General features: G+C 68.0%; 16 protein-coding genes and 1 pseudogene. 9 read left to right on the top strand and 8 right to left on the bottom strand.

Going from position 1 to position 23,132, the window contains the following annotated elements; genetic code table 11:
- The first annotated feature begins 7 nt into the window (after positions 1-7).
- From ACFU4Z_RS04055 to ACFU4Z_RS04045, 3 genes and pseudogenes are all read left to right on the top strand, one after another.
- The gene (locus tag ACFU4Z_RS04055) at positions 8-178 is read left to right on the top strand and encodes a DUF2613 domain-containing protein (RefSeq protein ID WP_379059574.1); all 171 of its coding nucleotides are present in this window, start codon (positions 8-10) and stop codon (positions 176-178) included.
- A 128-nt stretch (positions 179-306) separates the two neighbouring features.
- Positions 307-4,398 (top strand): annotated as a pseudogene (locus tag ACFU4Z_RS04050) (alpha-(1->3)-arabinofuranosyltransferase family protein); the annotation flags it as partial.
- 973 nt (positions 4,399-5,371) lie between these two features.
- Positions 5,372-5,830 carry a DinB family protein gene (locus ACFU4Z_RS04045; protein ID WP_379060329.1) on the top strand — a complete coding sequence of 153 codons (459 nt, stop codon included), beginning with the start codon at positions 5,372-5,374 and terminating at the stop codon, positions 5,828-5,830.
- On the opposite strand, the gene ACFU4Z_RS04040 is transcribed toward ACFU4Z_RS04045, so the two are convergent.
- Positions 5,815-7,005, bottom strand: a complete 1,191-nt coding sequence (locus tag ACFU4Z_RS04040) for an acyltransferase family protein (RefSeq protein WP_379059572.1) — start codon at positions 7,003-7,005, stop codon at positions 5,815-5,817. The two genes, ACFU4Z_RS04045 and ACFU4Z_RS04040, sit on opposite strands and share 16 nt — an antisense overlap.
- A gap of 205 nt (positions 7,006-7,210) precedes the next feature.
- On the opposite strand from ACFU4Z_RS04040, the gene ACFU4Z_RS04035 reads away from it, so the two are divergent.
- Entirely contained in the window at positions 7,211-8,371 is a 1,161-nt protein-coding gene (locus ACFU4Z_RS04035; protein ID WP_379059570.1) for a DUF3068 domain-containing protein, read from the top strand.
- Positions 8,372-8,450: 79 nt separating this feature from the next.
- Here ACFU4Z_RS04035 and ACFU4Z_RS04030 read toward each other — a convergent pair whose 3' ends face one another.
- Positions 8,451-8,816, bottom strand: coding sequence for a VOC family protein (locus tag ACFU4Z_RS04030; RefSeq protein WP_379059569.1), 366 nt, complete (start codon positions 8,814-8,816; stop codon positions 8,451-8,453).
- Between the two features lie 38 nt (positions 8,817-8,854).
- A complete protein-coding gene (locus ACFU4Z_RS04025) occupies positions 8,855-10,102 on the bottom strand; it encodes a polysaccharide biosynthesis protein (RefSeq protein WP_379059566.1) in 1,248 nt (415 codons plus the stop codon).
- 299 nt (positions 10,103-10,401) lie between these two features.
- On the opposite strand from ACFU4Z_RS04025, the gene ACFU4Z_RS04020 reads away from it, so the two are divergent.
- Positions 10,402-12,510 (top strand): hypothetical protein, encoded by a 2,109-nt coding sequence (locus ACFU4Z_RS04020; RefSeq protein WP_379059565.1) that lies wholly within the window; start codon positions 10,402-10,404, stop codon positions 12,508-12,510.
- 343 nt (positions 12,511-12,853) lie between these two features.
- On the opposite strand, the gene ACFU4Z_RS04015 is transcribed toward ACFU4Z_RS04020, so the two are convergent.
- Complete coding sequence (locus ACFU4Z_RS04015; RefSeq protein ID WP_379059564.1) at positions 12,854-14,020, bottom strand: glycosyltransferase family 4 protein; 1,167 nt, start codon at positions 14,018-14,020, stop codon at positions 12,854-12,856.
- Positions 14,021-14,207: 187 nt separating this feature from the next.
- Between ACFU4Z_RS04015 and ACFU4Z_RS04010 the strand changes: the two genes are divergently transcribed.
- Positions 14,208-15,011 carry a class I SAM-dependent methyltransferase gene (locus tag ACFU4Z_RS04010; protein ID WP_379059562.1) on the top strand — a complete coding sequence of 268 codons (804 nt, stop codon included), beginning with the start codon at positions 14,208-14,210 and terminating at the stop codon, positions 15,009-15,011.
- Here ACFU4Z_RS04010 and ACFU4Z_RS04005 read toward each other — a convergent pair.
- Positions 15,008-15,316, bottom strand: coding sequence for a hypothetical protein (locus ACFU4Z_RS04005; protein ID WP_379059561.1), 309 nt, complete (start codon positions 15,314-15,316; stop codon positions 15,008-15,010). The two genes, ACFU4Z_RS04010 and ACFU4Z_RS04005, sit on opposite strands and share 4 nt — an antisense overlap.
- Positions 15,317-15,524: 208 nt before the next feature.
- Here ACFU4Z_RS04005 and ACFU4Z_RS04000 point away from each other — a divergent pair, with 208 nt between their 5' ends.
- Positions 15,525-16,970, top strand: coding sequence for an aldehyde dehydrogenase (locus ACFU4Z_RS04000; RefSeq protein ID WP_379059558.1), 1,446 nt, complete (start codon positions 15,525-15,527; stop codon positions 16,968-16,970).
- Here ACFU4Z_RS04000 and ACFU4Z_RS03995 read toward each other — a convergent pair whose 3' ends face one another.
- Both ACFU4Z_RS03995 and ACFU4Z_RS03990 read right to left on the bottom strand, forming a co-directional pair.
- Positions 16,971-17,171, bottom strand: a complete 201-nt coding sequence (locus ACFU4Z_RS03995) for a hypothetical protein (protein ID WP_379059556.1) — start codon at positions 17,169-17,171, stop codon at positions 16,971-16,973. It abuts the gene before it with no gap.
- Between the two features lie 313 nt (positions 17,172-17,484).
- Positions 17,485-18,435, bottom strand: coding sequence for a GlxA family transcriptional regulator (locus ACFU4Z_RS03990; RefSeq protein WP_379059554.1), 951 nt, complete (start codon positions 18,433-18,435; stop codon positions 17,485-17,487).
- A 287-nt stretch (positions 18,436-18,722) separates the two neighbouring features.
- Between ACFU4Z_RS03990 and ACFU4Z_RS03985 the strand changes: the two genes are divergently transcribed.
- Entirely contained in the window at positions 18,723-19,892 is a 1,170-nt protein-coding gene (locus ACFU4Z_RS03985; RefSeq protein ID WP_379059553.1) for a glycoside hydrolase family 19 protein, read from the top strand.
- Between the two features lie 333 nt (positions 19,893-20,225).
- Positions 20,226-21,059, top strand: a complete 834-nt coding sequence (locus ACFU4Z_RS03980) for an HD domain-containing protein (protein ID WP_379060327.1) — start codon at positions 20,226-20,228, stop codon at positions 21,057-21,059.
- Between the two features lie 71 nt (positions 21,060-21,130).
- On the opposite strand, the gene ACFU4Z_RS03975 is transcribed toward ACFU4Z_RS03980, so the two are convergent.
- On the bottom strand, positions 21,131-22,963 hold the full coding sequence (locus tag ACFU4Z_RS03975; protein WP_379059551.1) for a phosphoenolpyruvate carboxykinase (GTP): 1,833 nt from the start codon (positions 22,961-22,963) through the stop codon (positions 21,131-21,133).
- Positions 22,964-23,132: the final 169 nt, after the last annotated feature.

Here is a 23,132-nt window from a genome sequence, read left to right as displayed (position 1 = left end):
TACCGCGATGAAGTTTGCCGTCCCTGGTGTTGCGAGTGCGGTCGCCGGCGCTGTGCTGGGTGCGATCGCGGTGTTGATCATCACCGTGGCTGTGCAGCAGAACACGCGTCCGGACATCGACCACGGCGGTGACTCCGACTCATCGCTGCTCAACAGCGTCGAGTACGGCAGCCGCTGACCTCCGCTTCATCCGCCGACTCGCTCGGCTCCTCCGTAGCGGCGCCGAGCCGGGACGGCGGGCCACACGGCTCGGGTCGCGGCGAGATCGGCGACGCCCCGCTCGGTAGACGGTGGTTCGCCGGGACCGTGGTCGCGGCGTTCCTGCTGACGTTTCTGCAGGCGCCCGGCCGCACGGTCGCCGACACCAAGTACGACCTGGCGCAGAATCCGCTGGGCTTCCTCGAACGCGCCGCCCACCTGTGGAGCAGTCAGTCCCCCATGGGCCAGGTGCAGAACCAGGCGTACGGGTACTTCTTTCCGCACGGCGCGTTCTTCTCCGCGGGGCATGTGCTCGGTCTGCCCGCCTGGGTGACACAACGGATCTGGTGGGCGCTGCTGCTGCTCGCCGGGTTCTGGGGCATCATCCGGCTCTGCGAGACACTCGGCATCGGCAGCCGCGGGTCGCGCATCATCGCGGCCGTCGCCTTCGCGCTGTCGCCGCGCGTACTGACCACCCTCGGCTCGATCTCCTCGGAGACGCTGCCGATGATGCTCGCACCGTGGGTCCTGCTCGGTCCCGCCGCGCTCGGCACCGCCTACCGCCGCCGCCGCGGCGCGACCTCCCCCGCGGGCAGCGCGCTCGCGCTCGCGCTGATGGGTTCGGTCAACGCGGTGGCGACCGTCGCCGCTTTCCTGCCCGCACTGTTGTGGTGGGCGGCTGCCTCGCCACTGTTCAACCCGGCGCGCACGTCTCGACGGAGCACGCCGGACGGCGCATCAGCGGCGGCTACCTCATCTCCGGCGCAAGGCGCGGACCGAACCCGGCCCGGCAACGCCTCAGCGGCGAGCGGCTCACCGCTACCCAGGCAAGCGCGACACCCGGGCGCAACCGGCGCCGAGCGTGCTCGTTCGACGTCCTCTCAGGCGAATCGTGACTGGTGGCGGTTCACCCGGGCGTGGATTCCGCTGCTCATGCTCGCCACGTTCTGGTGGGCGGTGCCGCTGCTGCTGCTCGGCAAGGTGAGTCCGCCATTTTTGGATTACATCGAATCCTCCGGGGTGACCACGCAGTGGGCGTCGCTCGGTGAGGTGCTGCGCGGCACCGACAGCTGGACGCCGTTCGTGTCGCCGGAACGTATCGCGGGCGCGGTGCTGGTCACCCAGCCCGCGGCGGTACTCGCGACCGGACTGCTCGCGGCGGCGGGGATGGCGGGGCTCGCGATGCGGTCGATGCCGTATCGGGGACGGCTCGCGCTCATTCTGATCGTCGGCCTCGTGGGGATCTGCGCTGGTTACGCGGGCGAGTTGAGCGGGCCGTTCGCGGAGTCGGTGCGGACCTTCCTGGATTCCGGCGGCGCACCACTGCGCAATGTGCACAAGCTGGAGCCGTTGATCCGGCTGCCCCTTGTGCTCGGCCTCGCGCATCTGCTGGCCAGGGTGCCGCTGCCCGCCGCGGTGCCGATGCCGGTGTGGCGCAGCGCGTTCGCGCATCCGGAACGGGATCGGTCGGTGGCGGTGGCCGCGCTGATTCTGACTGCGCTGGCGCTGTCCACCTCGCTGGCGTGGACAGGGAAGTTGGCGCCACGCGGCTCCTACGAGCAGGTCCCCGACGATTGGCGGCGCACCGCGGACTGGCTGGCGCACAACGCCTCCGACACCCGCGCGCTGATCGTGCCCGGCGCACCGTTCGGCAGTCAGATATGGGGCCTGACCCGCGACGAACCGCTGCAGGCGCTCGCGAGCACGCCGTGGGCGGTGCGCGACGCCGTGCCGCTGAACCCGCCCGGCACCATTCGCGCGATGGATTCGGTGCAGCGACTGATCGCCGATGGCAGGCCATCGACCGGACTCGCCGCGACGCTCGCCGATCAGGGTATCGGAATCCTGGTGCTGCGCAACGATCTCGACCCGGAAACCTCACGCTCGACCCGGCCGATACTGGCGCACCAGGCGCTCGACGGCTCGCCGGGGCTGACGAAGGTGATTGAATTCGGCCAACCCATCGAGACGGCCGTCATCGCCGAGGACCTGGTCGCGGATGGTGACCTGCGACCCGTCTACCCAGCCATCGAGATCTACCGGGTCGATGTGCCGCCGCCGGGAACTCCCGCCGACCTGCGCAGCGGGCCGGGTGCCCCGAAGTCCTTTCCCGGCGCGTACACCGTGCCGCTGGAGACCGTGCCGGTGGTCCAAGGCGGGCCCGAAGTGCTGGAACGGCTGCGTCGCGACCGCGGAAAGGCCAATACACCAGTACTTCTCACGTCCGACGCGAGCGAAGCCGGGCTGCCGATCGGTCCGATGACCGTGACGGATACCCCGATGGACCGGGAAGCCGATTTCGGCAGAGTCGACAACCATAATTCCGCGCTGCGCGCCCCCGAGGACGCCCGCCGCACCCACAATCTGGTGCCGGACTACCCGGTGCCCGGTGCGGAGTTGGTGCGCGGGGAATGGTCGGGTGCGACGATCACCGCGTCCAGCTCGGCAGGCGATGCCACCCAGCTCGGCGGCGCGGCGCCGGGCAGCTCCACCGCGGCGGTGATCGACGACGATCCGTCGACAGCGTGGATCAGCAACGGCACCGGACGCGCGCTCGGACAATGGCTTCGACTCGACCTCGACCAACCGATCAGCTCCGGACTGCTGCGCCTGTCCACCAGTGCCGCCGCGATCGGCGACCCGGTGAAATGGGTGGAGGTGCGCACCGCGAACGGCAGCGTCTCGGCCCGGATATCCGAACCCGGCGCGCCGGTGTCCATCTCACTGCCCGCCGGACGGACGAACTGGCTGTCCATCACCGCCATCCGCACCGAAACCGGTACGCGGGGCGGACAATTCGGCATCAGCGAACTCACGCTGGACGACTACACCACCCGCGACAAACCAGTGCGCGTCGACATCCGTCATCGGACCGTACTGCCACCGCCGCCGTCCGGCGCCCAGGTGCGGGCTTGGGATCTCGGGCAGGAATTCCCCGGCCGCAGTGCCTGTTTCGACGCGCCGGATCGGGTGCGGTGCAGCAAGGGCCTCGCCCTAGCCCCGGAGGAACCCGGCGCCTTCGAACGCACGATTTCGGTTCCCGAACCTGTGACGGTCACCCCGCAGCTGACCGTCCGCACCAGGCAGGGTCCCGCGTTGGCGGCACTGCTCACCGACCGCACCCGACCGGTGGCCCGCGGCCGGGCCGATGTCGGTGATCTGCGCGGCTCCGCGTTCGCGGCCACCGACGGCGATCCGCGCACCAGCTGGACCGCACCGGAGGGCTCGGTCCGCAACCTCACCGGCGGCAAGCCGACCCTGACGATCGAGCTGCCGGAGCCCGCCCTCGTGACCGGACTGGAACTGACCTCCTCCGCGGGCGGGCTGCCCGCCGCACCCACGGCGGTGGTGGTCAATCTGGGCGACGGGCCCCAGGTGCGCGAAATCGAGGCGCGAGAGCCGGGCGCACCCGTCCGGATCTCGCTGCACCCCAGCGTCACCGACCGCATCGAACTCAGCGTGCAGACGTGGAAAGACGTGCTCGACCGCACCGCGCTCGGCTTCGTCGTCACCCAGCCACCCGGGCTCGCGGAGGTCACAGTCCTTGGGCCGGACTACCCCGCACCGGCCGCGCTCGATCGGCAGATCAGCATTCCGTGCGCGGACGGGCCCACGATCGCCCTCGGCGGACGCCTGGTCCACACCACCCTCACCGCGACCGTCGACGAACTACGCTCCGGCGCACCGATCGCCGCCCGGGTCTGCCCGGATTCCGAACTACCCCAGCCCGATTCCGAGACTTCCGACATCGCCGTCGCACCCGGCCGAGCGGACGTCACTGTCGCACCCACCGATCTCTTCTTCGTCGACCGGCTACGCCTGGACCGGACGGACCTCACCACCGAGGCGACGACCGGCGGCGAGAACCCGGCGCAGGCCGGCTCGGACACCCCGCCCGACCCGGCCGCCCAGCAGACACCCGAGTCCGACGCAGGCACGCGAGGTCGAGAAGAGTCGACGCCCGGCACCCGACTGCTGGTGCTGCCGCTCAGCAACAACGTCGGCTGGCGGGCGCACACAGCGGACGGCCGCATCCTCGACCCCGTCATCGTCGACGGCTGGCAGCAGGCCTGGCTTGTTCCCGCAGCCGCACAGGGCCCGTTCACCATCGAGTTCCCCGCAGATCGCTGGTACCGCCTCGGCATCTTCGGTGGGCTGCTGCTCCTGATCCCCCTCGTCGCACTCGCGATCCCGCTTCGGTCGCGCAAGCATCGGAAGCCGATCGGCAGTGGGACATCGCCTGATGCGGCCGTCCCCCCGGACGCGGACGTGGAACGCACCTACTCGGACATCGACCGCATGGACTCGCGCGCCGACGATGCCGCCTCTAACGTCGATCCCACCGGCTCGGCCGACCACCAGACCACATCGGACGTCGATCCCACCAACTCGACCGACGACCACACCGCATCGGACATCAACCCCACCGACTCCAGCGACAACGACACCGGCGAAGACGTCGACTCCACCGATAGCCGCACCACTTCGGAGGCCGCTCACAGGAGCTTCGCCACGGACAGCCGGACCTCCGGCACCGAGGACCAGCCCACTCCTGTCAGCCGGAGCAATCGCCTGCTCGGGGAGATCGGGCTGACCGCCGCCATCACCGTGATCGCAGGTCCGGTCGGAACCGTATTGACGATCGCGGCTATCGCAGGGGCCCGATTCGCCCCCCGCGTTGTATCGAAAAGCCTTGCGGCCGTGGCTGGTCTGGGGACCGCCGTCGCCGCAGCGGCGCTGTCCACCGGACCGTGGCGTGCTCCCGGCGGATACATGGGCGGCTCGCTGTGGGTGCAAGCGCCCGCGCTGATCGCCGTGATCGCGGTGGGAGTCGCCGCGCTCGCACCGCGCAAGAACGACTGACGCACGGACAGGCCGAGAGCCGGGAGACGTCTCCGCCGCTGCCACGCCGCGCACGAACGAATCCGATGCTGCGGCTGATTCGGCGTCCGCTGCCTCGATCTGTCGTGGCCTTGGTAGAAGACCATGGGCTCGGGGCGGCTGCTGAGCAGAACCGAGGGACCGCCGGCGTCTATCCCGGCATGGACGGCGTTCCGGGTCGCCTGCCGTCCAGCCCGGCACCGCTGCGCGTTTCGAGTGGTCCGGCGACGCAGTTGCTAGGTTCGAGTGCGTGACCGACTGTGCGGAATGCGGCTTCGTCTACGACCTCGCCATGGCCCGCGCGGTGCCGGAATTGGCTCGCGGTCATGCCGCGGAGTACGCGACCCTGCTGCGCGGCGACCACGAGGAACTGCGACGACGAGCGCGGCCGGAGGTGTGGTCACCGCTGGAATACGCCTGCCACATGCGGGATGTCCTGCTCGCACAACGTGAGCGGGTGCTGCTCACCCGCCGCGAGGACAGGCCGACGGCACAGAGCATGGGCCGAGATGAGCGCGTCGAGCACGAGGGGTACGCCGAGCAGCGGCCGGCGGACGTGGCCCGTCAACTCGGCGACGCGGCCCTGCTGTTGGCCAACGTGCTCGACCGGTTGGCGGCCGCGGACTGGGATCGCACGATCATTTACCTCTTCCCGGAACCGCAGGAACGTTCGGTGCGCTGGGTCGCCGTGCACACGCTGCACGAACTACGCCACCACCTGCTCGACATGCGCCGTCAACTCGAGGACTGACCGGCCGATCGAGCGCGATCACGGCGGCGAACGAAACGGCGGGCCGGTTCCTCGACGAGGGCGTAGCCCGCCGCGGCGACGGGCAGGGTGAGGCCGATGGTGAGGGCAAGGACGTAGGCGAAATCGCCGTGGAACGGGAGGATTCCGAAGACTGGGAAGACAACCGACAGCACGACCAGATGCCAGAGGAAGATGCCGTAGGACCAGCGGCCGATGGTCGCGGCGACGGAAGATTCCAGCCACCGGTGCGGACGCGCGGTCGGCGATCGCAGCACCAAGGGCGCGAGCAGGGCGAAGCCGATGATCGTGCCGAGGCCCATTTTCGCCGCGTACTGCCAAGGCTCGGCACGGGTCAGGCCGGCGGGGCCGCCGAGATCAGTGGCGGAGAACAGGAAAGCGGCGAGCGCGACGGCCCACATCACCGGTTGATTGCCCGCGATCCGACGCCAGCGCGATAGCGAATCCGCATTATCGGCGAGCTCGGCGAGCAGCATGCCCACCGCGAACCACGGCAGATAGCCGGGCAGCCAGTTGTCGGAGTGAATCGCGTCGGGAGTCGGCACCGGAATGAAGTTCCAACTCAGCGTCACCATCGCCAAGGCGAGGATCGCGGGGACGCGCCAGCGGGCGGCGGCGCCACGCAACCGGACGAACGCGAATGCCAGCAGCGGCAACACAAGATAGAAGGACACCTCGACCGACAAGCTCCACATCTGCGTGAGCCCGTCGGTGAGCGTCAACGGCACGAACACCTGCAGCAAACCGAGGTTCGCCACCCACACTCGCAGGCCCGCGGTGTGCGCCGCGCTGGGTAGCAGCATCAACGCCGCGCACACCACCACCCAGTACGCGGGCAGAATGCGCGCCGCGCGATGCCGCAGGTAGTAGCCGACAGTGGGCGAGGCACCGAGGCCGCGCGCCGCCGCGGCATGCGGACGCCAGAGCAGAAAACCGGAAAGCGCGAAGAAGATCGCGACTGCCATATCGAAGCGTTCCCAGATCCGGCCGAACACCGGCGTTCCCGTGGCACCGGTCTGGAAGGCGACGTGGGTGACGACGACGCCGAGCGCCGCCATGCCGCGCATGCCTTCCAGCGCGGGCAGGAAGCCGCGGGGTCGGGTGGGTGCGGCCGTCGCGGTGGCTGCGACGGTCGGCGCGGGCATGGTTGCGGTCATCGAGCTCCAGTCTGCCTTGTTCGCTCGCCCGGGTGAGACCCCGATGTTTCACACTTCGCGCTAAACTCGGGCGATTTCCGGGACGATTCTGGCCTCGACACCGCATGGTACGACACCGGACTGTTAGTGTCGGGGCTCACGAGTGCCGTGGTGCGCCCGCAGTACTCGCCGGAATGTCCGGTGTTCTACGACGAGGAGAGTTTGCATGGCACTGAGTGCCGGAACCAGAAGGACGGTGGCCTGCCTGCTCGTGGGTCTCGGCGCGTTGCTGATTGTCGCAGCGGTGATGATCCCGACGTACACCGTCAGCAAACTGGCGAAGACTCCGCTCGACCTCGAGATCACTACCGTCGCCACCAGCCAGCCCGGCTCGGAAAGCTCTGTGCTCGACTCCAAGTCGCTCACGGCACCCGAAGGCTCGGCCAAGGTCGACACCAATGTGCCGCTGGTTTCGCAGCGGTTCCTCACGGTCGAAGATCCCTCCGATGCCAGCGAGATGACCATCCAGGCAGGTCAGACGCTGCGCCGCATCGATAAGCAGGCCGACACCGGGCTGCTCACCGCGACGGTCGACCGGGTCACCATCGACCGCAAGACCGGCATGCCGGTCGACAAGGAGCCCAACGGCTCCATCGCGGTCTCGGTGAACAAGGATGGCGAGAGCATCGCCGACCCGGTTCAGCACATCGGTCTGCAGTACCGATTCCCCATCGGCACCGAGAAGAAGAGCTACCCGTACTTCGACATCAACGCGCGCAAGACCTACGACGCCAACTTCGTCGAAGAGACCGAGCTCAACAGCATGAAGGTCTACCACTTCCAGCAGCACGTCCCGGTCACGAACCTGTGGGACGTGGTGCAGGCGCCGACCAACAGGCTGAGCCTGCCCGCCGCCAAGTGGGGCGTCGAAGGCGGCGAAACCCCGGTCACCATGACCCGGTGGTACACCAACACCCGCGACCTGTGGGTCGAGCCCGATACCGGCACCGTGATCAAGGGTGGCGAGCAGCTGCACCTGTTCTACGCGCGCAGCGGCGACAAGCCCGAGATCACCGCGCTGAAGTCGAACATCATCTTCGACGAGAACACCATCGAGTCGCAGATCTCAGTGGCCAAGGAGAACATCGACAAGCTGTCGCTGTTCGGCCGAGTCATGCCGATCATCCTCGGCGTTCTCGGTGCGATCGCCCTGATCGCCGGTGTCTTCCTCGGCATCCGCGGCGACGCGAGCCCTGCCACCGCTCCGCGTGGCGGCGCCCCGGCTCCGCGTGGCGGCACTCCGGCTCCGCGCGGCGGCACCCCGGCTCCGCGTCGTGGCGAGGTCGACGCACCCACCGAGCGGATCAATATCAACAAGCGCCCCTGACAGCGAAAATCGCTGACGGCAAGCATGTCGAAATCGGCCCCCGGCTTCCCGCCGGGGGCCGATTTCGTTTTCGAGGGATTCAGGGCAGCGGCGCACCCAAGGGATAGGCGACCGGGTGCCGGGGTTGATAAAGCAGCATCGTCCCCGCGCCTGGAATGCGCATGCCGACGCAGCGGCCGAAGGCCCGCTCCGCGATATCGCCCTCGAATTGCGCTCCGCGACCCGCTAATTCGGCAATGGTGTGGTCCAGGTCGTCGCACATGAGCGAAATCTCGTGCGCCGGTGGACCCTCTGCTGGATGCACACCGAGCTCGCTCGGCCCGGTTCCGAAGATGAGCCAGCCGTTCTCGGCATCGACATTCGGCCAGCGCAGAACATCGCGGAAGAACGCGCGGGCCGCGTCGGGATCTTCCGCGTAGACCAGGGTGTGCACAGCGGTGATCATGGGGCTGATCGTAGGTGAGCGCGGCCGGCGTCCGTGGCTCAACCAGCGAGGTGCTTGGGCTCGGCCTGCTGCGCGTGATCAGCGGTGCGCAAGACGACCAGAGCGACAATGAGCGTCGTCGCCGCCGCGATGCACACGGCGGTGGTGATCAGCGACGGCACCGAGCGGGCCAGCGACAGCATGAGCGTCAGCTCGACCGCGAGACCGACCCAGGTCACCGCGGCGAGCGAGGTGCGGTCCACCGCGATCGCCGACAACAGCGCTCCTTGCAGCACCGCGAGGATGGCGCCTTGCAGCGCGAAAACCCACAGCAGACCCTCGATCGGCGCGTAGTCCCGCCCCGCGAACAACGGTGCCAGCGGCGCCGCGACGGCCGCGCCGAGCACCGCGACCACCCCGATGCCGGACAACACCGCGAGCGCGTCCCGGATCGCACGCGCCGAATGCGTCGGCTGCGCCATCCGCGGGTACAGCACCACACCGACCGCCTGCGGCAGCCAGAAGGCGATCTTCGCGGCGATGGCGCCGAGGGCGTACCGGCTCGCGTCCTCCTCGCCCAAGACGATCCGAGCAACGATCAGATCGGCCGACGACAGCGCCATCAAGGCCGCCTGCGCCTGTGCGGCCCGCAGCACCGGGAGTACGCCGACGAAGCTCGGATCGCGGTCGAGGGCGTCGAGCGCCGCACCGCCCGTGCGCGACAGCGCGGGCGGTGACCCGGCTACACACCGCGCGAAAACCGCCGCCGTGGCGATCCCGAGCGCCGCCGCGCACAAGGCGGCAGCCGCGCCGCCACCCAGCCCGAGCACCGCGAGCGCGGGCGCGACCCGGGCCACCCCTGCCGTGCCGAGAACGACAGCCAATGCCCGAAACCGCCTGCCGCCCTGCAGCATGCCTTGCTCACCGGATAGCACCACCAGCGCGGGCGCCGCACCGAGCGCGGCGGCCGACGCAGCGACTCCGACACTCAGTGCCACCGTCACCAGCGGCACCAGCACCGCCGCGACCACCGCGACGATCACCGCGCATCGCCACTGCAGTCCGCGCAGCGCAGCGACGCTCGCGCCCCGCACCAACTCTCGCGCCACCACATTCTGCAAAGCCAGCGCAGGCACCGCACACAACAGCTGCACCGCGAGCAGACTCGCGAACTCGCTGTACCCGGTAACCCCCAGCCAACGCCCGGCCAGCAGCTGCAGCAGATACCCCGCCACATTGGCGGTCATGGCTCCCGCTGTCACCAACGTCAGATCCGCCACAACGGGAAGGCGACGGACATCAGGCACACAGCCATAGTCCCACCTCACCGGCCATCACCTCCGCCCCGCCCCGGTCGTTGCCACCCGCACAGCCAACCCCGGCGGTGGCGAAGTATCGCCCCGGCCCACACCTGCCTGAGCCCTCGCACCCGGCACAACCACAGCCACCCTCGGTCGCAGCGGCACACGCCCACACCGCCGCTACCGCTACGGCCACGGCCACGGCCAGTAGTGGGCAATTCGCCACAGTCCGTCCACAACGCTCCCGCACATGGACTTGCCCCGGCAACGCCGGAGCTCGCGACCGGGACGTAGGGTCGACAACCGTGAGTGACGGGCAGGCTCGGCGCGACCGGTGGGCGAGGTTGGTTCCCGCCGGCTACAGCGCGATACTGGCGCTGCTCATCACCGGTCCGCTGCTCGGCTCCGGCTATCTGCTGCTGCGCGATGCGGTGAGCACGCCACATTCCTATCTCACGGACTCCGCTCTCGGTCTCGGCGACGCCGCTGCGCGGGCCGTCCCGCAGGACGCGCTGATCGCGGCGCTGGCACCGATCGTCGACGGCGGCCTGATCGTCAAGGCGATACTGCTGGTCGCGCTGTGGGCCGCCGGATACGGCGCGGCGATACTGGCCCGCGAACTGCTTCGGGTGACTACAGGCCCACAACTGGTGGCCGCCACCGTCGCACTGTGGAACCCCTACGTTGCCGAACGCCTGCTGCAGGGCCATTGGAGCCTGTTGGCCGGATACGCCGCACTCCCCTGGACAGCGTTGGCCGCCTATCGGATTCGGTCAGCCACGCATCTGCGCCGATCGCGCGGCACCCGCCGACCCGCCGACGTCGAACTCCCGACCGATCGTCCAGAGGACGATCCCCCTGCCTACTGCGATTCCGCGCGACAAGGCCACCACCAGGGCGCTGCCGGTACACGCCGCTCGACAAATGCGCTCGGCCGTAGGTATCGCCAGGCAAGCGGCGGAGGGCTGACGGCGGTCGGGCGCTGGGGGGCGTTGGCCGCGTGCCTCGCCGCTGCGGGGCTCACGCCGACGGGCGCACTGCTGGCAGGCTGCACGGCGCTAATGCTGGTCGGCCGCCGGAACATGGCGGGGACGGTGCTGCTGCTACTGGCCGCGTCCGCGCCGTGGTTGACGGCGACAGCGCTGTCCGCGGCCGGTTCCGAACCCTCCGACCCGGCAGGTATTGCCGCATTCGCCGCCCGCGCCGAACCCGGCCTCGGCACACTCGGCAGCTTGGCCGGGCTCGGCGGCATCTGGAACTCGGATGCCGTTCCGAATTCCCGCACCACACTGCTCGCCCTCGTCGGCACCTTTCTCCTGGTCGCTGTCGTCGCGACGGGCCTGCGCGCTGTTGTCGCCGGAAATGCCTCTGCGGGAACCCATTCCATCACCGACTGCCAACGTCCAGGCGTGCAGACGCGGCGACGGCTGCTGGTCTCGGCCGCCGTCGCCGTCGCACTGCCCGCGTTAGGCGCGACGGCATGGGGCATGGATGTGCTGGAGTGGCTCGTCACCTCGGTCCCCGGCGCGGGTCTGCTCCGCGACACCCAGAAATACGTGGCGCTCGCGATGCCCGCATACGCACTGTGCGCCGCGGCCGGATGCAATGCCGTCGCCCAGTTGTTCGCATCGAAAGACAGCGCTGCGGCGGATACCGCACTGTCACAGCCGCATTGCCAGACTGCGGATGAGATGCCGAGAGCCGCGCCCTCGACCACGGCCGCAACGGCACCTCGGACGGAATCAGCATCGATGAGCACGGTCACGCGGCCACCGGAAGGACGCGCGACGACGGCCGTGATATCGCTGACCACAACGATATTCATCGCGCTGCTGACGCTGCCACTGTTCGACCTCGGATGGGGCGTGAGTGGCGCCGTCCGGCCCGTGCACTATCCGATCGGGTGGCAGCGGGTCGCGGAGCGGATCGATGAGCCCGGCGATGTCGCGGTGCTGCCCGGCGGCATGTTCCGCCGGTTTCCGTATAGCGGTCGAGCACCGGTTTTGGATCCGGCGCCACGGATGCTTCCTCACGATGTCCTGCAAACCGGCGAGCTCCCGGTGCACGGCGGCACCGTCGCGGGCGAAGGCGCACGCGCGCGGCAGGTGGAAAGTCTGCTGCTGCGCGGCGGACCGGCAACAGACCTGGCGAAACTGGGTGTCGGCTGGGTCTTGCTCGAGCGCACCACTCCCGGTCCACTCGGCGAATCGAAAAACGCTCTCGCCCAGCTGAATCCGGTCTACAGCGACACCGATCTCGCGCTGTACCGGGTGCCCGGCGCCGCCGACCGGAACACCGAATCCCACTCCACACGCCGCGCCATCTCCGCAGCCGCCCACCTCTTATGGGCCGCCATACTCATCGGTGGCCTGCTCCTCGCATCCTGGTCGCCTCGAACACCACGGCACCGATAGCCGACGCGGCATCACCCGTCATCCGACGAGACGCACCTCGGCCGTCCATACCTTCGAGTCACATCCAACTATCCAGTGAGACTTGATGAGTGGCACACCGTGGAGACACTTCGCAGTGCATCGCCACCGCCCTGTGCCACTCACCGATCCGGCGTCGACAGGAAATGGGACGAGCCAGAACGCTGCCCCCGGGCGGGGTAGTCGGCGCTCGAGGGGGAACCATCACGCCGAAAGATTGGTATCAGGGCCCGTGCGATCTTCAGGCCGAGGCGCGTCCATGCCGAGCGGCACGCTCGCGGCCCAGGCAAGACAGTCACGGCCCACAAGACGGCCGGCGGGACGGTCAGGGACCGGGTGGGAGCAGGCCGGAGGTGTGCTGGCCTCTGGCGGCCGCGGCGAGGACTTGGTAAACGCCGTTTCCTGTTTGTTCCCAGGAGAATTCGTTGGCGCGGGCGCGGGCTTTCTCGCCCATGACGGTGCGGGCTTCGGTGTCGTCGATGAGGTCACCGACAGAGTCGGCGAGTTGGGCGACGTCGTCGACGAGCAGACCGGTCACGCCGTCGACGATGGAGTCGGTGAGGCCGCGGGAGCTGCGGTAGCCGATGGTCGGTACGCCGTGTTGGGCGGCTTCGATGACGGCCAGGCCCCAACCCTCTTTGCGGGAGGGCAGGACGTGGACCCAGGCGTGGGCGAGCAACTCGTGCTTGCGGCGTTCGTCTACATGGCCGTGGAAGGTGACCGCGTCGGCGATGCCGAGGTCAGCGGCGTCGGTCTTCAGGTTGTCGGCCCACCAGCCGTCGCCGATCACGTCCAGGTGCAGGCCGGGAACGCGGGTGCGCAGCCGGGCGACGACGGCCAACGCGTCTTCGATCTGCTTGTGCGGCACCAGGCGGGAGAGCACCACGATGCGCGGGTCCGGGGTGCGCGTCGCCGCGGCACCGGTCGGTGCGTCCGCGGGGACGGGCTCGGCGCCGTTGCGGACCACCGCGATGCGCGACCGGTCGACCCCGAGCATGGCGAGTTCCTCGGCCGAAGGCAGCGAGACAGTCAGGTATTGGTTGCGACGATGTGCCCGCGGGGACAGCCGCGACTCGATGAACCAACCGATCCGGCCGACGAGGCGACCAGCGACCGGCCATTGCTCGCGATGCCCGTGATGGACGAGCACAACCGATGCCGCGTTGGTCGCGGCGGCCGCGAAGAACGGGATTCCGTTCTGGGTGTCGATCACCGCGTCGGGTCGCAGCCCGCGCAGCGGCCCCACCCCGAGCCTGCCGAGCGCGATGGCCGCCAAGGCCCGCGGATACACGGAGTAGCGCCCACCGGCCCGACTGATGTCGATGCCGTCGATGCGTTCCCGCTTCGGCGCGCCGGGATACCGGGCGGTTCGCAAGGTGACCTTGACTCCGCGCGCGGCCAGCTGAGCGCCGACCTGCTCCAGATACCGTTCGCTGCCGCCGCCCTGCGGGTGCCCGGTGTCACGCCAGCACAGCAGGAGGACTTCGCGCACGGTAGAGCTTCTCTCGGTCGGCAGGTCCCGATCGGGGACGTCGGATATCGCCCAACACCCTAACCTGTGCATCCGTCCACATCCTGCCCACCGGGCCTGGTATCGCGTATTACCCCCTCCGGTGGCAGTGGTTGGAGTGAATTGCGGGCGTTATGCGAGACTCTCCGCCGTGCCGAGAGCTGAAAGTATGCCAGCGAAAGTCGTGGCGGCAGGCTCGCCGCGGCGGGCCGGGCGCGCCGCGTCCCGGTTTGCGCGGCGGGCCACATTGCGGCGGTCGATGCGGTTACTCGGCAGCTTCCGGTTCGAGCAGAGCGATCCCGCGCGGTTCTACGGCGAGCTGGCCGCCGACAGTGCGGCGATGATCGGCGACTTCTATGCCGAGGTCACCGGGCGCGGGCTGCGGGACGCGACGATTCTCGATGTCGGCGGCGGTCCCGGCTATTTCGCCGATGAGTTCATCAAGACCGGCGCGCGGTACATCCCGGTGGAGCCGGATCCTTCGGAGATGCACGCCGCCGGGTTGTCGGTGCCGGGTGCGGTCCGCGGGTCAGGGATGGCGCTGCCGTTCCGCGATGACGCGGTGGATATCTGCTTCTCCTCGAATGTGGCCGAGCATGTGCCGCACCCGTGGGCGATGGCCGACGAAATGGTGCGGGTGACCCGGCCCGGCGGGTTGATCGTGCTCTCCTACACGGTGTGGCTCGGACCGTTCGGCGGGCACGAGACCGGACCGTGGCATTACCTGGGCGGGGAGTACGCGGCACGCCGGTATCGGCGCAAGCACGGGCGGGAGCCGAAGAATCGATTCGGCGAGTCGATGTTCGCCGTCACGGCCGTGGGCGGATTACAGTGGGCGGCAAGCACTCCCGCCGACGTCCGGACGATCTTCCCGCGCTATCACCCGCGCTGGGCCTGGTGGCTGGTCCGCATACCGTTGCTGCGCGAGCTGTTGGTGAGCAATCTGGTGGTCGTCGCCACCAAGAGCCGTTAAGGCTGCCGCTCCAACCAGCCGCGCCGCCAGCTGCGCCTGCCGCAGGTTCCGTACGACGACTCGGCCCAGGGCGATTCCTGAATGGCGAGGCCGACGGTCTCCAGCGTGGTGAGCGCGAGTAGGTCGGCCAGCATCTCCACAGTCGCCACGGCCTCCGCCGCCTGCATGGCCGCGGTGGCCTGCTCGATGGTCAGCGTGCGGCCCGGCAGGAACGAAACGACCCAGCCACCCGCGCCCACGCTTTTAGCTTGATGTTCGGTTTGATCGCTCGTCATCAGCGACCGCCCGATCACTTGCACCGCCATGGCTCTGACTCCCCAACTGCGATATCGGTTCATGAATCGAGCGAGCTGATCAGTAGCTACAGCATCCCCTTTCCAGCAACAGAACGCAATAGTGCGTTCTCTGAAAAGCGAACCGACAGGTTGGAATTCACGCTGCTCAGCGCGATGGCCGGAGAGAAAACTGGAACAGGTTACAGACAAGTGGGCCGCAAAACTGTAACGTGTTCTCATGCACTACGACAGCTTGTTCATCGGCGGCCAATGGACCGCGCCAGCCGGCACCGAGCGGCTCCAGGTCATCTCGCCCGCCACGGTCGAGACGGTGGGCAGCGTCCCGGTGGTCGTTCGCGATGACGTCGACGCCGCGGTTGCCGCCGCCCGGCACGCCTTCGACCACGGCCCATGGCCGTCCACCCCGCCGGAGGAGCGCGCCCAGGTCCTCAGCCGCGCCGCGCGTCTGATCGAGGAGCGCTCCGCCGACCTGCTCGCCACGCTCACCGCGGAAATGGGCGCACCGGCGATGATCGCCATGACGCTCAATCAGATCCCCGCGGTCGCCGCGCTCGACGCTTATGCCGGACTGGCAAAGTCCTTCCCCTGGAACGAAACTCGCACCGGCGTGTTCGGCACCTCCCGGGTGTCGCGGGAGCCGCGCGGCGTCGTCGCGGCCGTGACCGCGTGGAATGTTCCGCTTTTCCTCGCGGCCAACAAGCTCGCCCCCGCGTTGCTGGCCGGCTGCACCGTGGTGCTCAAGCCCGCGCCGCTGACCCCGCTGACCGCCAACAAGATCGCCGACATCTTCACCGAAGCAGGCCTGCCCGCCGGTGTTCTTTCGGTACTGCCCGCCGAGGCGGAGGCCGCCGAGTACCTCGTCTCGCACCCCGGCGTCGACAAGGTCACCTTCACCGGAAGCACCGCCGTCGGCCGCAAAATCGGCGCGATCGCGACCGGCCAGCTCAAGAGCGTGTCCTTGGAGCTCGGTGGCAAATCCGCCGCAATCCTGTTGCCCGATATGGATGTCGCCGCCAATATTCCGGTGCTCGCCTTCTCCGGCCTGATGAACAGCGGCCAGGGTTGCGTCGCGCAAACCCGCATCCTCGCGCCGCGCAGCCGGTACGACGAAATCCTCGAGGCGCTGGTCGAGCACGTGCGCACGATGAAGGTCGGTGATCCCACCGACCCGACGGTGATACTCGGCCCGCTGATTTCGCAGCGGCAGCGCGAGCGCGTCGAGGGCTACATCGCCAAGGGTAAGGAAGAGGGCGCGCGGCTGGTGCTCGGTGGCGGCCGTCCCGCCGACCTGGATCGCGGCTGGTTCGTCGAGCCGACGATCTTCGCCGATGTGGACAACTCCTCGACCATCGCCCAGGAGGAAATCTTCGGCCCCGTGCTGTCGGTGATCCCGTATGACACCGAGGACGAGGCGGTGGCCATCGCCAACGACTCGGTATACGGCCTGGCGGGCTCGGTGTGGACGACCGATGTCGAACACGGCGCCGAGATCGCGGCGCGGGTGCGCACCGGCACCTACGCGATCAATTGGTACGCCTTCGATCCCAGCTCGCCCTTCGGCGGGTACAAGAGCTCGGGCCTGGGCCGCGAGAACGGCCCCGAGGGCCTCGACTCTTTCTGCGAGCAGAAGTCGGTGCTCATGCCGCTCGGCTGGACGGGATGATCACGTCCCTGCCATGACCACCCGCAGCACGGGCTGGTGATCGCGCCCCCTGGTAACGGGCGTGTCGACGATCTCGACGCGCCAGCCAGGGGGGAGTACCGCCTGCAGTCGGCCGGCGGCCCGCCGCAGCGGCGTACTCGCGGTCGCCAGCTCGATTCCGGCGAACCGGGGCGCCCGCCCACTGGTCTCCAGATTCGTCATGCTTCCAACCACCTCTCGCGCTTCGATCTCGTCGTTGGCCACGTGCATCGCGGAGTCACGAGTCGATAAGGAAAAGTCGATCAGTTAACTGTTGGCAATCAAACTGTAAGTCACCTATGGGCAAACCTCATACTCCAGGCAACCACCCGAAGCACGATCCGGCAAGCCCCGTCCAGCTACCGGTCGGCGATTGTCTCGGCGAGCAGAACCCGCCATCGCGACCGTCTCGGAGATTAGCGCATCCGCGCGTGGCGGCCGCTCGCATTGCGCAGGCCCGCGACAACCGCCCTGCCCGCACCACCGGCCGCCCGGGTCAGCGGCGCAACGACCTGCGATACCCCGCAGGCGTGGTGCCCGTCGCGGCGCGCAGGTGCACCCGCATCGCGGTGACACTGCCGAATCCGGATTGCGCCGCAACGACCTCGACCGGCAATTCAGTGGTTTCCAGCAATTCCCGAGCGCGCGCCGTGCGCTGCGCCTCGAGCCATCGTCGCGGCGTGGTGCCCACCGCCGTCTTGAATCGGCGAATGAACGTGCGCTCACTCATCAAGGCGTGCGCGGCCAGCGCCGAAACATCGGGCGCAGCCGCCGGATTCGCCGCGGCCCACGCCATGGTCGCGGCGAGTCCGCCGCCGAAACCGTTGTCGCTCATGGCATCCGGGATGTACTGAGCCTGCCCGCCTTCGCGATGCGGTGGCGTCACGTTCCATCGGGCCAGCTCCGCCGCGGCGGCCGCGCCGAGCTCGCGGCGCACGATGTGCAGGCACAGATCGAGACTCGCGGACAACCCGGCGGAGGTGAGGACGTCACCGTCATCGATGTACAGCGCGGCGGGGTCGAGCTTCACCGCAGGAAACAGCTCGGCGAAATCATCACAGTAGGCCCAGTGTGTTGTCGCAGGCCGGTTGTCCAGCAATCCGGCCCAGGCCAGCACGAACGCACCGACGCACACGCTGACCATGGTCGCGCCGCGCGCCGCGGCGGCCTGCAGCGCGGCCAGCGCCGCGTCCGGCGGCGGCAAGGTCGGCAAACCTATGCCGGGTACCACGACAATGTCCGCGTCCGCCATCACCTCCAGCCCGTGCGCGACATGCAGGTCGAATCCGCTCGGCGTCCACACCGGCCCCGGCCGTACCGAACACGTCTCCAGCTCGAATCCGACCGCCACACCGAATTTCCCCGGCCCGTGCCGGAACGCCTGCACGATGCAGCCCAGGTCATAGGTCATGACGCCGTCGAGCGCGAGTGCGACAACCTTCTTCATCGCCTCAGTTTGGCATGAATCCGAGGGATACCGGTATTCCCGCCACTCGTCGGATCACCGGCCGCACGATTCACTCGATGACGTGAACGCGTGGGTCGAGGAACTGCTACACCGTCACCCCAGGCATGACTTCACACAGCACATGACCACGGCGATGACGAGCGACGCGGCGGCGGTGCCGGGCGGTCGCACCCAATGGCTCATTGCCACAGCGAGTTCCGACAACTTATCCGCCGAGCCCCACTCCCTGAGTAGGGAAAACCACGACTCCTGCGACAATAGGAGCGATGGGGCCAGCGCAGAACCCGATCCGTTCAAGGATCGTCGCCGAAGCCGAGGCATCGGAGCCACCGGCTACCTCCCCCGGTGCCGCAGGGCCGGACAATGCCGCGATTTGCCCCACGAACGGGTGGTTCGGCTGGACGGTGCAGCTGTTCCCGCCACCGAAAGCCCAGGCACTACTGAAGCAGTCCGTCGAGTTGGCCTGCGGCGTAATACAATCGATGGTCGATCAGCTCGGCGTCGGCAAGCCGAACGAGATGCCCGATGTGAACGAACTTCTCCGCGATGCGGGCCTCACCGACAAGAACAACAAGTCCATTGCCACCACGAATCACAACGACATGGTCGGCAAAATCGCGGACATCAAGCAGGGTCTGATCGACGATCATACGAAGATCGCAGACAAGGTGGCCGCCGCCGCCAAACAAGGCACCGAGCTCAACACCTATATCTGGAACGAAGTCGTCGACCTCAGGACGGCACTGACGGCAGTCGGATCCGACGAACTCCCCGCCAGTTTGGAAGACTCGCTGCTGGAGCAGGTCGTATCGGCGCTGCAGCGGGTCTGGAAGAAGTTCGAGGCGGTGACCGGGTACAACAGTTCGAGCTCCGCGAATATGGGCCCGTTGACCTTGGCGCAACTCAAAGCACTGCTCCCGAAAACCGATGCGGACAAGCTCGAGAAATATCTGCCGTACCTCAACGAGGCCATGCGCAAGGCCGGGATAACCAATCCGAAACGCGAAGCCGCATTCCTCGCACAGGTAATCCATGAAACCGACCAGCTCCAGACGCTCACCGAATACGGCGACACCGAATATTTCAATAGCAACTACGGACCGCAGACAGCGGTCGGCCAGTCGCTCGGAAACGACAAGTCCGGTGACGGTGCCCGTTTCCGTGGGCGCGGCGCGCTGCAGGTGACCGGTCGCGACAACTATCGAGCGGCGGGCAAAGAAATCGGCGTCGACCTCGTTAGCCATCCGGAACTGGCCGCCGATCCGAAACACGCCTTCGACGTGGCCGGATGGTACTGGAAGACGCACGACTTGAACGACGAGGCCGACAAGTCACAGTTCGACGCGATCACGCGAGAGATCAACGGCGGCACCAATGGCAGCGCGCAGCGCGAGGAGTACTACCAGAAGGCGAAGAAAATCCTCGACGCGGATTAGCGCCGCAGGCGCGGGATATGTTGTCGCGTAAGCGAGCATTGAGACAGACCCCCGCGAGAATTCCGGCGACGAGGACGAAGGCGAAGAGGGCGAGAGCCCCGCGCTCGCGGCGTTGAAGAACCTTGCCGAGTCGGCGGCGGTGAACCAACGGGCCTGCGACCCGTTCGGTCGGCCCGGCATAGGAAGCGAACAGCGGCGTGCGGTGGGTGATGGCCTACGACGCCGTCTCCTCAGCACCTGGATCTCCTCGCGGTCTGGGCGCGAGACCGGCGGGTGGCCGCAGCGGAACTTCTCGATGATCCACGGCTCGGATTGGCGGGAATCCGAGCGTTACTGGCATTTCCGCCACTCGTCGGCGGTCCGCACAGCGGCTTCACTGAACAGCGAGAAGCGTTCGAGGAGAAGGAGGGCAACATGGGTGCGCCTGCTGGGATCGACTGGGAATGGGCGACGCGGACCGGAGGGACGCTCTCCGGAGCACAGTCCCGGCAGTTGGCGGTTGAACTGGCGCGGACACTGCCGAAACTGGGCGGTGCGCGGCTCAAACGCGTGCTCGGCAGACACGGCACCGGGCGGCTGGAGTTCGCCGGTTTGCGGGTGCCCGATTCGAAACTCGCCAAGGCGGCGGAAATCGAAGCCCGCGAATCACTTTCGATTCACATGCTCGAGCATTCGTATCGCACCTATTTCTTCGGGCGGGTACTCGCCGAGCTCGACGGGGTTCGCTACGACGACGAATTGGTTTATGTCGCCTGCCTGCTACATGATCTCCAGCTCGAACGCACCACTCCGGGAAGGTGTTTCGCGGTAGCAGGTGGCGAACGGGCGGCAGAGTTCGCGGCGCGCGAGGGCGCGGGTCCCGAACGCGCACAGGAAATCGGGGCCGCGATTGCCGCACACATCACCCCTGGCGTCGCCAACGATCTGAGCGATCCCGGCGGGTTCGTATCCGCGGGCGCCTCGGTGGATGTGATCGGGGCGCGCTTCCAGGAACTGGACCCGGACTGGGTCGCGCAACTGTTGCGACGGTATCCGCGTCACGACGCCAAACGGCATCTGATCGCCGCGTTCAAGGCCGAGGCCGAGGCCGTACCGAAGGGCCGCTCCGCCTTGCTGAACAGTGTCGGCTTTCTGCAACTCGTCCGGATGGCTCCGTACTCCGAATAACCTGTCGGATACACGAATTCGCCCGCACCATTTGGCGAAAACGGTGCGGGCGAATCAGCTTCGGGGCGCTATCAGCCCAGGCGCTCCTTGAGCGCCTCGAACTCGTCGCGCACTCCCGAGGGCAGCTTGTCGCCGACGAACTCGAACCACTCCTCGATCAGCGGAATCTCCTTGCGCCACTCGTCGGCGTCGACAGCGAGCGCCTCGTCGACGTCGACGGCGTCGACCTCGAGACCCTCCAGGTCCATCTGCGCCGCGGTGGGCACGTTGCCGATCGCGGTCGGCTCGGCTTCGGCCGAGCCCTCGATGCGGCCCACGATCCACTCCAGCACGCGGGAGTTCTCACCGAATCCCGGCCACAGGAAGCGGCCGTCGGCGCCGCGCCGGAACCAGTTGACGTAGAAGATCTTCGGCAGCTTGTTCGCATCCGCGTTCTTGCCGACGTTGATCCAGTGGTTCAGGTAGTCACCGACGTGGTAGCCCATGAACGGGATCATGGCCATCGGGTCGCGGCGCACGGTGCCGACCTTGCCCTCGGCCGCGGCGGTCTGCTCCGAGGAGAGGGTCGCGCCCATGAAAACGCCGTGCTGCCAGTCGAAGGACTCGGTCACCAGCGGGACGGTGGTCTTGCGGCGGCCGCCGAACAGGATCGCCGAGATCGGCACGCCCTGCGGGTCGTCCCACTCGGGCGCCAGGATCGGGCACTGCGCCATCGGCGTGCAGTAGCGCGAGTTCGGATGGGCGGCGAGGGTCTCGGTCTCCCGCAGGTACCAGTCGTTGCCCTTCCAGTCGATCAGGTGATCGGGCTCGCCTTCCAGGCCCTCCCACCACACGTCGTTGTGGTCGGTCAGCGCGACGTTGGTGTAGACGGTGTTGCCCGCGTTCATGGTGGCCATGGCGTTGGGGTTGGAGCTGTAGTTGGTGCCCGGCGCGACGCCGAAGAAGCCGAACTCCGGGTTCACCGCGTACAGGCGGCCGTCCTTGCCGAAGCGCATCCAGGCGATGTCGTCGCCGAGGGTTTCCGCGCGCCAGCCGGGAATCGTCGGCTGGATCATCGCGAGGTTGGTCTTGCCGCAGGCGCTCGGGAAGGCGGCGGCGATGTAGTAGGCCTTGTTCTCCGGCGAGATCAGCTTGAGGATCAGCATGTGCTCGGCCAGCCAGCCCTCGTCGTGGGCCATGGCCGAGGCGATACGTAGGGAGTAACACTTCTTGCCGAGCAGCGCGTTGCCGCCGTAGCCGGAGCCGTAGCTCCAGATCTCGCGGTCCTCGGGGTAGTGGGTGATGTACTTGGTGTCGTTGCACGGCCACGGCACGTCCGCCTGGCCCTCGGCCAGCGGCGCGCCGACGGAGTGCAGCGCCTTCACGAACGGCTTGTCGGTGCCGAGCTTCTCCAGCGCCGCGGCGCCCATGCGGGTCATCACGCGCATCGACACGACCACGTACTCGGAGTCGGTGATCTCGACGCCCAGCTTGGGGTCCTCGGCGCCGAGCGGGCCCATGCAGAACGGCACCACGTACATGGTGCGGCCCTTCATCGAGCCGCGGTACAGCTCGGTCATGGTCGCGCGCATCTCGGCGGGGTCGACCCAGTTGTTGGTCGGGCCGGCGTCGGCCTCGGTCTTCGAACAGATGTAAGTGCGCGACTCGACTCGAGCCACGTCGGAGGGGTCGGAGAGTGCGAGGAAGGAGTTCGGCTTCTTCTTCTCGTCGAGCCGCTTGAACGTGCCCGCCGCGACGAGTTGGTTGGTCAGCCGATCCCATTCGTCATCGGAACCGTCCGCCCAGACCACTCGCTCCGGCTGAGTGAGTTCTGCGACTTCCTGTACCCAGGCGAGTAGTTCGCTGTGCTCGGTCGGCGTTTTGCCGTCGGATCCACGAAGACCAGGAATGGTCGCTGAGGTCATGAAAAACTCTCCTGAGATGGGCGGTTCTACGATGCTTCCGTCTGGCCTCTAGGCCCATGACCAGCGCGAACACACCGAGCGCCACCATTGGCGGGAAGGCACCCGCTACGACCAGTCGAATGCGCGTCCCGGCTGGACGGCGTACATGGACGAAGCGGACGCCCAGGTT

This window comes from Nocardia sp. NPDC057440 (genome assembly GCF_042802915.1).
Lineage (GTDB): Bacteria > Actinomycetota > Actinomycetes > Mycobacteriales > Mycobacteriaceae > Nocardia.
The sequence above is the reverse complement of the archived record's forward strand: the minus strand, read 5'-3'. Positions and strand labels throughout refer to the sequence as shown.